This is a genomic window from Microcoleus sp. B7-D4 (assembly GCF_036705125.1).
Taxonomy (GTDB): Bacteria; Cyanobacteriota; Cyanobacteriia; order Cyanobacteriales; family Microcoleaceae; genus Microcoleus.
In genome coordinates this window covers 19,334-32,096 of the sequence record NZ_JAUBTT010000096.1, presented here as the reverse complement: position 1 = coordinate 32,096, position 12,763 = coordinate 19,334, and the positions used below count along the sequence as shown (strand labels likewise).

The following is a 12,763-nucleotide window of genomic DNA, read 5'->3' as shown; positions in this document are numbered from 1 at the left end:
TGATTTACAGAGCTCGATTGCTGTGCGGCTGTGCGTTCCTGCTGTTCTACTGTGGCCGCAATTTCTGTGGAAGAACTAACAATCATATTGACTGACTGATTCATGCTCTTTGCAATGCCTGAAGCAATCCCCAGAGCGATCGCAATTGCCGTAAGTGCAGCTACAGCAGTGCTTAAAATCACCACTGTAGTCAGGAACTGCAAAGCTTTAATTTGCTCTTTTTCTTGCTCAATTAAAATCCCTTCCTCGGTGCTTTGAAACTCCTTAGCTATAGCATCAACCTGACGAAGCTTTGGTACAATTTGTGTCTTCCATAAGTTAAGTCCCTCGTCTTGCTTACCTTGATCAACCAAAGAAAAGGCTTGTTTATAGCCTTGGTCTATCTGATTTTTTAAGACCTTCATTTCCTCTAGCCGCTGGCGCTGTTGCGGGTTTTGTGCCCGATTAAGTAAATCCTGATAGGATTTGTCAAAGCTGTTTGCCTCTTCATTGTATTCAGTTAAGAAAGCACTATCTTTGGCCAAAAAATACCCACGAGCCGCTTTTTGCATACCTGCAAATCCTAGCTGTTGCTCTTTCAAATCTATAACAACAGCATGAGAATTATTTAGCACTTTTGCTTTTTCTTCGACTTCTTTAGCATTAAAGAAAACCAAAGTAGCTGCTCCAACTGAAAGCAAAATAGGTAGGGAATATCCCCACAGAATACGCTCTCTTAATTTGGTGGCTTTGAAGTTAATCATCTTAAATTTTTCCTATCTTTAAAAAACCCACACATTAATCCCCTTCAAAGCAATGGGAAGTGCATATCCTAGTCGCATCCCGTTTCTCAGCTTTAAGTTGGCAAACATGGCAATGTCTCCTGTTGGGTTAGGTAGCGGAATTATCTCATTCTCAACCATTGACTCAGACTCATCAAGAAAAACCTGAAAAAACTTAATATCGAGCAAGCTATGCAGGTCAAAGCCTTGAGAATTAAGGGTTGTTTTACCTGCTTCGATTTTGGATAAATCCTGTTTATTCGATTGTAGCGAGAAATTCAGGAACCAAACCCAAACATCGTCAATCGATTTTAGATTTTAGATTTTCGATTTTCGATTGAGCCCACGGATAAATGCGGGGGCAATAAGTGATTTTCGATTTTGGATTGATTCCACGGATAAATCACGTGGCGGGTACCACCTTTGAAATTCGTGGTCAAATTCTCTCCCCCACTCTTCCTCTCTCCCACTCTTCCTCTCTCGCACTATTGATTGGGGTTCAAGTCGATCGCATAAATGTTACAACTAGCGTTAAGCAACAAAATTTTAAGGTCATGGAAATAGTAGTGACGCTGGTGCTGGGTTCGGTGCTGTTTGTCTGGGGAATGCGGTTCGGGCGGGTGTTAGTTCGATCGGGAGTGACGGCTAATGATTTGTTCAAGGGCAGAAACTCGATCGCCCTGCTGTTTTTGGGTTTTTATATTGCCTTGCTGCTACTGGCTTTAAATATGCCTCAAATGCCTGCTTTGCCGATCGAGTGGCGCTTTCACGGGATGCGAGTTACTTGGACTTTGCTCAGAGTGATGCTGATGGGAGTCTGCGGTATTGGCTTTAGTATAAGTTGGTTGACAGCGCGATCGCAAGTAATCGCAGTAATCTTAATTGGTTGCTTGGGATTGGGAGGATTTACAGGCGCTGAAAACTATTTTATGGCGCCAATTTACGATGATTTAATAGATAATTTGCAGCCCAACGGTGTATTTCGACAAACATCTAACAGCAGTTGCGCCCCCGCCGCCCTAGCAACAGTGTTAAGGCGTTGGGGAATCGATGCGACGGAATCGAATGTAGCGCGTTTTGCCGGCACGAGTCGCTTGGGAACTTCGATGCCACAGTTAATAATAGCAGCAAGAGCTTTGGGCGTAAATGCGATCGAACTAACGCCAACTTGGGAGCAAATTCAGCAAATTAATCGCCCCGGAGTCCTAGCAGTTTGGCTGTTTGACGGCCCTCGGAAGCTACCCCACGCGGTGGCTTTGCTGGGAATGAATGACAGTGTAGCTGCCATTGGAGACCCGGCGCGGGGCCGGATTTTCTATTTAGATAGAGCAACTTTTGCCCAGGTTTGGCGGGAGGAATACGTGCCGATTTTTCGTTCGGCGGATATCTTGTTAAGTGACAAACAAGCTATTGACTATTTGAGTAAATTAGGATATAATAGCGGCAATTTAAAAGCAGATATCGAGCGCTTTCAAACAGATAAAAAATTGCAAGTCAGCGGCAACTTAGACCGGATGACTGAGTTAATGTTGAGCGGCAGCTTTTTGCAAGAAGTCCCCAGATTGGATGGGAAATAGTTATTGAAAATCGTCAACCGCAGAGGCACTATTGACCGACAGAGAAGAGGAATCATGCGGTTTTTTTCAAACAATCTTTGAGTCATATTATTTCCGGTCTATTACCCATAATACGGTAGGGGCGGGTTCACGGAAAATATCTGCCAATAATTGACAATCTCAAAAACCCGCCCTTTTAATCGCTCGATCGGACATGATATCATCCGTTCCTAGCGATCGCAAAGATTCGATCGCCCCAGCCGACGATCGACGATCGCACCTTCGTAGCGTGGCTGCATGAAATTACCGTAAGCGTAGGCAGTTGCATCTAATTCCTGCTATATTTTTACGGTCGATCGCACCTTAGCCATGCCTCACCGTTTTTGACAATTGGGAACAGTTGAATCGCCCATTTTAGGCTCAGACAGCTTGACTTCCCATCCCGGTAAATTCCACCAATTAACTCGCTGATTCGGCTGAATCCAAAAGTCTAGTTGTGTGATCTTGCCATCCTCAAATCTGAGTGTAGGAAAGTTAGGATAACTGGTATCATCGGTTTCGCGATAAGTGCGTCCAAGGTAATTTAGGCAGGTCGTTAATCCGTCAGTAATTCCCAATTCTTCCACTCCTTTTCCCTTCAATTTGGCATCATCGTAGCTGAAAGAACCGTTGAATGAATTGCCCGCTAACCCGCCTTTGGTAACAGTGATGGTGAAATCGTAGGTGACGGGAACTGCGTAGGCTTGGGTGGCAGTTACAAATGTGCTCAGAAGAGTCGTGGCGATGGCTACCGAGAGTTTGGAAATTGCTCGCACACTCGCATCCCGAAAAAGACCAACACTATAAATTTCGCTTTCAATCATCGGGAAACTCCTTGATTAAACTTATATAGTCAGTGTGCATTTTGGATATGATATAGCAATCCTAAATCATTTGTGTAATTCTTGTAGGGGCAATCCCCCCGTGGTTGCCCCATGAGGCCGGGGTAGGCACTCTTAGCACTACCCCTACATCTTTTTACGACTCCTGCAAGGATCGCTATATCATAAGCTATCAGTTACAGCATATTCCATGTAGATGTAGAGGGCGAGAAACCGGGTTTCGAGCAACAGAATCAGTAAGGATGGGAGAACTGTAAAGAAACCCGGTTTCTGGGGTATACTTCATCAACCTGGAATACGCTGTAAATGCGATCGCAGCAGAGTGCCAAGCAAACAAAAATTACCGCCTAGGGTTCATAATGTATACTTTTTTTGCACTGAAAACCCAACCGAAAACATTCGTCTTTAATCGCCCAAAATTAACTCAGTAGATTTAACCACATTCATTCCCGCCGCCGCAAATTTTTGATAAGCTGCATCTGCTTGTTCCGTAAAATCAACAACACCCGGAACAACCACAGGCGAAGTGCAATCTTCCAGCAAATAAACCTTCTTTGCCAAATTCGGATCTCGCGCCAAAATTTCAGTCAGCAAATCATCAATTGTCCAAGCAACGCAGTGACTTTTGGCTTGTCCGGCAATAATTACTGCATCAAAATCGAGCAATTTATCAATAAACTTAGCATTTTTTTCCGCAATCGGATTGCCGTCGAATCCATCTAACACTTCCGGCCGCAAAACCGAATAGTTTTCAGTCAGTGGATTCCCGCCTTTGATTTCAAAAAGTGCTTGGCTGTTGCGGGCTATAGTATGAAAAAATATTGCTTCTTCCACCGCAGAAACCAGCGCGTGTCCGATGCCACCTAACATTGAGTGATAGGGCCAAATTGTCAGGGGATATTTCCCATCGGCGCTGAGTTTTTTGACGTAGTGGCAAGCCTGTTTTTCCAGTGCTGAAAAATTGCCCCCGCTGATGCTATCGGCGACGGCTGGATTGACTTTCCAAATGCCTTTTTGGACATCTTCGAGTGTAATAGAAGTTGCGGCGGGTAGGGGGTGTTCGCCAGCTTCGTTTATCCAAAAGATTGGATGAAAAATTTGCATGGCGGTGTGGGTGTCCATTGTCGGCGCAATGGTTGTAATTGCGTTTAAATTACGGTAAATAAATTCGCACAGCCGCAGGTTGTCATCAACGGCGCCACTACCCGAACGCCCGCCCACAAATAATTCAAATTCGGGCAGACAAAAGGTATTTTGGGCATCGATTATCATCAAACAAATACGGTTTTTGTCGCTGGTTGCTGGTTGGGTGTTGTGCTGCTTTGCCCAATCTTTCGCTTGGGCGGCGCGTTCTTGGTAGGGTACTCGCCAGACTTCGCCTAATTTTTCGGGGTCAAAATGTTCGGGGATTGGAAGTTGGGCTTTTGGTGTCATGACGATCGCTTTTAGGGTAGTTTACAGTAATAATTTAAGTTTGCAGTATAATGCTGATAAATATTTGCGGGTTAATCATGACAAAAGCACGAATCCAAGATTATGCTAGGGTAAAATTTAAACGCATAGTGTTGTTTTTTTCGATCGCACTTTTGCTCGCTCTCTTAATTGTAGCAACTAGATCCGCCTACGTTCAAGATGTTTTGAGAACTCTGTTAATGCGGATCGAGGATTTAGGGTGGTGGGGGCCAGTGGCTTTTGTAGCTACTTATAACTTGGCTACTGTGCTGTTTGTACCGGGTTCGGTACTGACGCTGGGAGGGGGGGCGATTTTTGGTTTGTGGTGGGGTTCGGTTTACGTCTTTGCGGCGTCCACTTTAGGTGCTGTATTTGCTTTTGCGATCGGGCGCTATTTGTGCCGCGATCGCGTGGTAAAATATATGGAATCTCACCCCAAGTTTAAAGCTCTCGATCGCGCAGTTTCCCAACAAGGATTAAAAATAGTTTTTTTGACTCGTCTTTGTCCTTTATTTCCTTTCAATTTATTGAATTACGCTCTGGGAATCACTCAAGTTTCTTTGAAACATTACGTGCTGGGTTCCTTTGGCATGATACCGGGTACAATTATGTACGTTTACTCGGGTTCTTTGGTGGGAGAGGTTGCTGCGATAGGCACGGCAACTGTGTATGCAAGTCCTCAAGATTCCGCAGTAAAAGGGTTGATTAATATTATCAGCTTTCTTGCTACTGTCGCTGTTACTGTATTTATCACTCGCATAGCCAGCAAAGCTTTGGAAGAAAGTATTTAATTAGGATAATTTGCCAATGTCGCAGTCAAAAGTCGATCGCGTAACTGTCCCCCCGATGGACGAGCACAACCAGAAATTAGTCTCCTATTTGCATCCGCCAGATTGGGTAAATCCGCAGCCGGCTAGCAGTTATAATTTAGTAGTAATTGGCGCGGGGCCCGCCGGATTAATTGTTGCTGCCGGTGCCGCAGGTTTGGGCGCGAAAGTTGCTTTGATTGAAAAACATTTGATGGGGGGCGACTGTTTGAATGTCGGTTGTGTGCCGTCCAAAGCTTTAATTCGCTCGTCTCGCACTGTTGGCGATATCTGGGAAGCAAATAAATTTGGTGTTAATGTTTCTAACGGTGCAGAAGTGGATTTTGCCGCTGTGATGGAACGGCTGCGCCGCATCAGGGCGGGAATCAGCGATGTTGATTCTGTTGAACGCTACCAGCACAAATTAGGAGTCGATGTTTTTTTAGGTTCGGGTCGTTTTACTAGCAATTCTACCATAGAAGTTGCAGGTCAAACTCTCCGCTTTAAAAAAGCAGTAATTGCCACAGGTGCAAGGGCGCTACAACCACAAATTCCCGGCTTACAAGAAGCTGGATATTTGACAAATGAAACTGTCTTTAACCTCACAGAAAGACCTCAGCGTTTGGCAGTAATTGGCGCAGGGCCGATCGGCTGCGAATTGGCTCAAGCCTTTCGGCGGCTGGGCTCGGAAGTCGTATTGCTGCACAAAAATGCTCAGATTTTAGATAAGGAAGATGCGGATGCTGCTAAAATTGTGCAGCAGGCTTTTCTACGCGAAGAAATTCAACTAATACTAGAATCCACAATCGATCGCGTTGAAAAAACAAATGCAGGCAAAGTAATTTATTATAAATGTCAAGGTAAGGAAGCATGGGTAACAGTAGATGAAATTATTGTGAGTACAGGGCGATCGCCCAATGTGGAAGGATTGAATCTGGAGGCGATCGGTGTCGAATACGATACACAAACTGGCGTATTTGTCAACGACAACTTGCAAACTACTAATCCCCGCATTTATGCCGCAGGCGATATTTGCATGAAACATAAATTTACTCACGCTGCTGATTTTGCCGCGAGGATGGTGATTCAAAACACTCTATTTTTCGGGCGCAAAAAGCTCAGCGCTTTGACGATACCTTGGTGTACTTACACAAACCCGGAAATTGCGCGCGTCGGAATTGGGGAACACGAGGCTAAGGAAAAAAACATTGATATCGATACATTTTTAATTCCTTTCAGTCAAGTCGATCGGGCAATTATTGACGGCGAAGAGGAAGGATTTGTGAAAATTCACGTCAAGAAAGGCAGCGATAAAATATTAGGTGCAACTATTGTAGCGCGCCACGCTGGGGATATGATCAGCGAGATTACTTTGGCAATGGTTAACAATATTGGTTTGGGAAAGATTGCTAGCACAATTCACCCGTATCCAACACAAGCTGATGCAATTCGCAAAGCCGGGGATGCTTACAATCGCACTCGTTTGACGCCGTTTGTGAAAAATTTGTTTAACCGCTGGCTGGCTTGGACGCGATAGTTTGAACTGTATTGAATCAACACCAGGTACAATTGAACCGTAGGGGCGGGTTCACCAACCATCTATGGAAAAAATTAATAATCTCCTAAACCCGCCCCCACCCGATAGAAAATACAAATTTACCATTAATTTATTGAATCAAATGTTGATGTAAAATAGGGCGTTGGAGGGCGGGTTTATCAGATTGTTTGATTTGTGTTAAAGATTTCGGTGAACCCGCCCCTACAGAGATTGCGGTTTCAATATTCCCCTTTACGTTTCTGTTTCTGTTTCAAATCCAACACCTTCATACAAAAGTGCGATCGGCAAATCAAACTCAATGCTTGATAAAGTGATAATCTCCCCAGCAGTGTAAGAATAGTACAGCCACATTCTCCCCTCTCCCCGACAGTAACGCTCAACAAAAATCTTTTGTGAATCAATCAAGATATACTCTTGCAAAGTCGGAATTTTCAGATAACAAGTGAATTTTTCATCCCGATCTTTAGCACTTGTACTGGGAGAAAGAACTTCCACAATGATTTTAGGATTCTGAATGAAATTGCGCGAATTAATGTCTTCTGGATCGCAACTGACTATCACATCAGGGTAGTAGTAACGGCTTTGAAAACTGACTTGCAATTTCACATCTGACACGTTCATCCGACAGCCTCTGGAACGCAGATGCGGGCGCAAGTTCCTGTAAAAGTTAAGTGCAATATCGTTATGGGGAATTGTACTGCCCATTCTGGCAAAAACTTCGCCGTTGACATATTCGTAGCGAATCTCTTGTTGAGCTTCCCATTCGAGATATTCCTCAACGGTCATTTTTTGGGGTGGTTGGGGAATGGATATCATAACAAAATTTTTGTCAATGTTACTTTGAGTGTAGCATTAGGAGTTGGGAGATCGCCCGCGCAAACAAACCCTGCCTTAGAAATCCCCTTCATCTACTTGGAATACCGTCAATCCTAAGCCTCTCCACATATCAACAACTTGCTGGCGATCGTCCAACACAAACTTAACATTATATTTCCCTGCAATATGCCGCCGATAAAATTCTTCCTTCATAATCGCATCCTTCCTCATATCTCCGGTTTTCCGCATATAAAGAGCGGCATAATTGACCTCATACTGCTGCAACCATTTTTCAGTTTGAGGCTGACAATCATCTGTGCGGCCCGACACTACAATAATATGGGCGCTGGTTTGCCACTTGCGAACGGTATCTAAAACTGGCGGATTGGGTAAATCGCGATCGCACGTAGAAGCATCAAAAGGATTTCTGCCATTGAGAAGCGCTAATGTGCCGTCCATATCAACAATAATTGCATCCGGCAAATCCGGGTTATATTCCGGCGGCACAACGGGAACCCGCACGTACTTATTGTACATCTTCATTATCACATCTTTGCCCACCGAATTAAGTCTTTTCAAATCCCGTTTAATACATTCCTCAACCGGAACTTGTAGGAAAGAATCATTAACTTCGACAACAGCTTTACCTTTAACCAACTCCTTGATATGCTCGATGTGAGGCCCAAAATTAGTATCATCAACAATGACGTGCTTGCCGCTTTCCAAAGCCATCAAAATAATCGTATCTCTCAACTGCACAATAAACTTTTCATTTGCCGGCGACCAATGAGAAGCGTGAGCCATTTCTCTGAGCAAATCTTTATTGCTACGCACCCACTTGGCAGGTTCCGACAGCAGCAATTCCCTAGCAAATTGAGATTTTCCCGAAGCAGGTAAACCGACAAGTACAATAACTCTTTTCATGGCAATTGGTAATTGGTAATTGGTAATTGGGCATTGGGCATTGGGCATTGGGCATTGGGCATTGTTTAAATACTTACCTCTTCATTCCATCCGTCAGATCCGTTACATCCCGTACATTGCTCGTTGCCGAACTTCCCTCTTCCCTCTTTCTTAAACATTTGCCTCACGCTCGATAATTAATCCGTGTATCCGTGTCAAAATCCGTGTCGTGCCTTCTTCTTCACAAACCTAGATGGATGTAATCTAAACCCAGCAACTCTTCTATTTTATGAATAGTAACATCGCGGAGAGCTTCTTTCACTCCCGCAACTCTTCGGGCCCGCAAAGAAAACAAAATCCCGGAATACGGCAAATGTTTCACAGCTAATGCAAAATCTTTCTGAACTTCGATATGTTCGTGCTGTCGGTAAGCTTCCTCGATTTCTTCAACCAAAGATTGATATTTCTCCTTAACTTGTTGATACAACTTACTCCACTCAGGAAAATAAGCTAAAAACTCTTCTCCTTCATTAGTTAAAACAATCTCGATCATCCTGCGAGTAGAAAACCCTTCGCGCAGATGGGAAATCGCCACATATTGCGGAGACTTTACTTTAACTCTGTTGAAGTTAGCATCGCAGATAATATACCCTTCCGAATTCATCGGATCTAAATGTTGAGCCGCTTCGACAACTTCTTTCCAGCTAGTTAAAGGATAGGATGCTACCAATTCCCAGCCGTATTTATTGGCCCAAATACTCGGAGCGGTTTCTAGCAGCGTTTGAGTGTTGCGAACCCCGTGCAGCACGATTTGATTGTTTTGTTGCTGGACAACTATTCTATTGTAAGGCGTCATCAACTCAAAGATAAAACACTGGTCTGTTTCTTGTGGCAATTGATATCCCAATTCTTGCCAAACTTTCCAAAAAAGTTCGGCAAAGGTGAACCCAAAACCATTAACTTCACCGGCCGCGTCGGGAGTGCCGCTAGATTGCACTCTCCATTCTCCCTTGTAAAAATACAGTACAGTCAGAGAACCGTCTAGTTTTTCATAAACTTTGGCATGACTCCAATCAATTGCAGCGGCGTGAATTTCTCCGTAATTAAAAAATTTGTCGTAGGGATAAGAAACTATCTGCCAATCTTGAGATGAATCTAAAATAATGCCTCGGCACTGCTGGACTATCTTTTCGCCCAATGGAGATTCTATCTGCGAGTATTTCAGACAGACTAAATCGGGATATTGGCGGTGGCGGGTAACTTTGATATGATAAGTTTCGGACAAAGTTTCCAATCCGTACTGGCGCAAATACTCTTGCAGTTCCACGATAGACTCCTAAATTGCTCGCCTTCTCTATATTATATATGACTTCATATTCTGGCAACCTTGTCAAGATAGTCAAAAAACATTTTTCCCGGAAAAGCGAGTGTTAATTTGGTATTTTGAATTATGGTTGTACATACGTGAATGCGGTTTGCCGCCCAACTAAACTCTTGGAATATTAAGGAAAAAGACCGTGAAGAAGAAATTATTACTTTTGGCTACTTCTGCTTGTGTATTGACTGCTTTAGTACCTCCCTCGGTTGTTTTTGGATCTTCGCCATTGTCGCTGCGACAATCGGGAACAACACAAATTGCTCAAGGAGGCGCTGCGTTTCCGGTAAATGAAATTTTGCGAAAGTTAAAAGGCAAAACGCAAGTGCCTATTTTTATTCCCAGCAGGATTCCGCTTTCGGGAAAAATGTACTATCCAACTACAGCACAAGCAAACAGCTATAGTATTTCAATCGAGTATAAACCAGATTGCGGCGGTACGACTGTTTGCACTTTTGGGTCAATTCTAGGTCAAAAAGGCGGGGAGTTTACTACAAAACTAGAAGGGGTAACTAAGACGTTAAAAAATGTCAAACTTGCGGGCGGAGTGAAAGGAGTTTTTCATAACGGTTGTGGGGCTTACTGCACAGCAACTCTTCAGTGGAAAACTCAGGGTTTTATGTATACCGTCGTCATTAAGAACGGACGAGAATCTGATTTAATTTTAATAGCAAATTCTGCTATTAAAGCTGGGAAGCGTTAAGTTTGGCAGTCTGGGAGGCACAACTTCTATATGTAGGGTGCGTAAGCGCGCACCTTACCGTTATTGTATGATATATCTTAACTCGCACTCGCCCCTTACAAGATGCTATATTTTTTTGCGCTTACCTACTTCGGGGGAAATTAGGATGAGGAGAAGATGGCTATTTGCGGCAATTTTTGCTTGTGTGGTGACTGCTTTTACGATTCCCTTCGGGATAGCTTCGCTTCACGCACCTTTGACACCAAACTCAGCGTTAGCAAGGACTGAACTCCCGATTACAGAAATCCGCTGGTTTAATTTTTCCCCTGAAGATAGCTGGCAACCGATACAATTTATTGTACCCGATCGCCACACTGCAAAATCTGTCGGCCGCCGCAAGTTGCGGTTGTACGATGTTCATATTGCCAAGATGTTTGAGATTTCTCATTTTCTGTGCGATCGCGATCGGGCTTCTGAGGGTTACACTTGGTCTTATCAAACGGAAAATGGCAATATTGAGATGGGACGCTTCAAAATTAGCTGCAATCTCGCCCGTTCCATAGCCACAGCTTACGGGTTAGGGAAACCAGAAATTACAGTGATTCGCCGCAGCTTCAACCTGAAAAATGGTCGCCCTTCTTTTGCGCTAGAAAAATACTCTATTCCAACTTTTAACATTGCTAAAAATAGAGTTGTGCAGTGGAGGAATTTTGTGCAAAAGTTGACCCCAATCTCCGATAACTCAGGTGCAAACCAAGCTAACAGTCGTTTTCCTGCTAGTAACATCTTTAGACAAATCAAAGGCAAAACGCGAGTGCCTGTTTTTCTTCCGAGTAGACTTCCTTTATCAGACATTCAGCAACTTGATTTTGATGTGCAAGCAGGTGCCCACGGTTACATTGTGGGAATGTATTTAGGAAAAGGATGCCGTGCGGGAGCCTGTTATTTCGGCACAATCGAAGCTCAAAGAAATGAACCGTTTTCGCCTCCTTCGCGATTGCCGCAGGATACTTACAGAAGCGTTGAATTGGCGGGCGGATTCAGGGGGATTTATTTCAATAATTGCGGTGCTTACTGCACTGCTTTTGTTGAGTGGCAAAGGCTGGGGGTGCTGTACCGAGTCACAAGGAAAAACGCACGGCAGCAAGAAGTTGTCCAGATAGCAAATTCTGCACTTCAAGCAGGGCAACGTTAAATTGTGGCGGGAAATGTAAAAGGTACGCGCGACCTTTTTCGCATTAAATATCCCGTTGCTGTACAATTAAAAAGTACCTAAAAAACTAATGAGATGCCTGCGATTAGCGTTGAAGAAGCCAAGCAGAGTCTGCAAGCTATCTTGGAAAAGGTGGCCAAAGGAGAAGAAGTGACGATCGTACAGGAAGGTAAAGTAGTAGCTCGCGTAGTCCCGCCGCTATCCAAGGAGCAGCGGTTAGCTAGGCGTAAAGCATTCCGAAACTCCATTAATGTCAAGGGCGAGCCAATGAGTGCAACAGTCATTAGGCTAAGGGAGGAAGCACGGTATTGATTTATATAGATACCAGCGTTCTTGTCCCCTTCTATTTACCAGAAGCTCTCAGCGATACTGTTGATGAATTGCTGAGGATTGAAGACACACCTGCACTAAGTCAATTAGTTGAGGTGGAACTGTTTTCAGCAGTTGCCAGAAAATTGCGAATGAGGGAAATTTCTCCCGAAGAGGCAAGACAAATAGCGAACAATTTTCAAACTGACTTGGATGAAAATTTTTATACTCGCATCCCCTTAGAGCCAATTCATTACAATTTAGCTCGCGATTGGATTAGCCGCTTTGAAGTACCGTTGCGTACCTTAGATGCACTGCATTTAGCAGTAGCAAGTTCTAATCAGTTGCGTTTGGTGACTGGCGATGAGGCTTTGGCTCGCAGTGCTCGGACTTTAGGAATTGAAGTTCAGTTATTGATTGCCGTAGCTGAGGGCTAAAAGTTTGATCTACC

At 44.0% G+C, this 12,763-nt stretch carries 14 protein-coding genes; 7 read left to right on the top strand and 7 right to left on the bottom strand.

Annotated elements, in window-relative coordinates; translation table 11 throughout:
• On the bottom strand, nt 1–743 hold a 743-nt coding region (locus QUB12_RS29750; RefSeq protein WP_333301039.1), incomplete at its 3' end, for a CHASE3 domain-containing protein.
• Between the two features lie 18 nt (nt 744–761).
• On the bottom strand, nt 762–902 hold the full coding sequence (locus QUB12_RS29745; RefSeq protein ID WP_333142437.1) for a hypothetical protein: 141 nt from the start codon (nt 900–902) through the stop codon (nt 762–764).
• A 266-nt stretch (nt 903–1,168) separates the two neighbouring features.
• Here QUB12_RS29745 and QUB12_RS29740 point away from each other — a divergent pair, with 266 nt between their 5' ends.
• Nucleotides 1,169–2,338 (top strand): cysteine peptidase family C39 domain-containing protein, encoded by a 1,170-nt coding sequence (locus QUB12_RS29740; RefSeq protein WP_333142438.1) that lies wholly within the window; start codon nt 1,169–1,171, stop codon nt 2,336–2,338.
• A gap of 353 nt (nt 2,339–2,691) precedes the next feature.
• Here QUB12_RS29740 and QUB12_RS29735 read toward each other — a convergent pair whose 3' ends face one another.
• Both QUB12_RS29735 and QUB12_RS29730 read right to left on the bottom strand, forming a co-directional pair.
• Entirely contained in the window at nt 2,692–3,180 is a 489-nt protein-coding gene (locus QUB12_RS29735) for a hypothetical protein (RefSeq protein ID WP_333309680.1), read from the bottom strand.
• Between the two features lie 423 nt (nt 3,181–3,603).
• Nucleotides 3,604–4,632 (bottom strand): isochorismatase, encoded by a 1,029-nt coding sequence (locus QUB12_RS29730; protein WP_333309678.1) that lies wholly within the window; start codon nt 4,630–4,632, stop codon nt 3,604–3,606.
• Nucleotides 4,633–4,709: 77 nt separating this feature from the next.
• On the opposite strand from QUB12_RS29730, the gene QUB12_RS29725 reads away from it, so the two are divergent.
• Nucleotides 4,710–5,441, top strand: coding sequence for a TVP38/TMEM64 family protein (locus QUB12_RS29725; protein WP_333142441.1), 732 nt, complete (start codon nt 4,710–4,712; stop codon nt 5,439–5,441).
• Nucleotides 5,442–5,457: 16 nt separating this feature from the next.
• Nucleotides 5,458–6,993, top strand: coding sequence for a mercuric reductase (locus tag QUB12_RS29720; protein WP_333142442.1), 1,536 nt, complete (start codon nt 5,458–5,460; stop codon nt 6,991–6,993).
• Nucleotides 6,994–7,245: 252 nt separating this feature from the next.
• Here the strand turns inward: QUB12_RS29720 and QUB12_RS29715 are convergent, their stop codons facing one another.
• From QUB12_RS29715 to QUB12_RS29705, 3 genes are all read right to left on the bottom strand, one after another.
• A complete protein-coding gene (locus QUB12_RS29715; protein WP_333142443.1) occupies nt 7,246–7,830 on the bottom strand; it encodes a Uma2 family endonuclease in 585 nt (194 codons plus the stop codon).
• A gap of 75 nt (nt 7,831–7,905) precedes the next feature.
• Complete coding sequence (locus QUB12_RS29710; protein WP_333301041.1) at nt 7,906–8,802, bottom strand: phosphatase domain-containing protein; 897 nt, start codon at nt 8,800–8,802, stop codon at nt 7,906–7,908.
• Nucleotides 8,803–8,974: 172 nt separating this feature from the next.
• Nucleotides 8,975–10,060, bottom strand: coding sequence for a T4 RnlA family RNA ligase (locus QUB12_RS29705; RefSeq protein ID WP_333142445.1), 1,086 nt, complete (start codon nt 10,058–10,060; stop codon nt 8,975–8,977).
• 190 nt (nt 10,061–10,250) lie between these two features.
• Between QUB12_RS29705 and QUB12_RS29700 the strand changes: the two genes are divergently transcribed.
• The 4 genes from QUB12_RS29700 (at nt 10,251) to QUB12_RS29685 (ending at nt 12,749) form a co-directional block, all read left to right on the top strand.
• Nucleotides 10,251–10,811: a hypothetical protein gene (locus tag QUB12_RS29700; protein ID WP_333142446.1), complete on the top strand. Its 561-nt coding sequence runs from the start codon at nt 10,251–10,253 to the stop codon at nt 10,809–10,811.
• A 145-nt stretch (nt 10,812–10,956) separates the two neighbouring features.
• Entirely contained in the window at nt 10,957–11,985 is a 1,029-nt protein-coding gene (locus QUB12_RS29695) for a hypothetical protein (protein ID WP_333142447.1), read from the top strand.
• 93 nt (nt 11,986–12,078) lie between these two features.
• Nucleotides 12,079–12,315, top strand: coding sequence for a type II toxin-antitoxin system prevent-host-death family antitoxin (locus tag QUB12_RS29690; protein WP_333309675.1), 237 nt, complete (start codon nt 12,079–12,081; stop codon nt 12,313–12,315).
• Nucleotides 12,312–12,749, top strand: a complete 438-nt coding sequence (locus tag QUB12_RS29685) for a type II toxin-antitoxin system VapC family toxin (RefSeq protein WP_333309673.1) — start codon at nt 12,312–12,314, stop codon at nt 12,747–12,749. Before QUB12_RS29690 ends, QUB12_RS29685 begins: the two co-directional genes overlap by 4 nt.
• Nucleotides 12,750–12,763 lie beyond the last annotated feature (14 nt).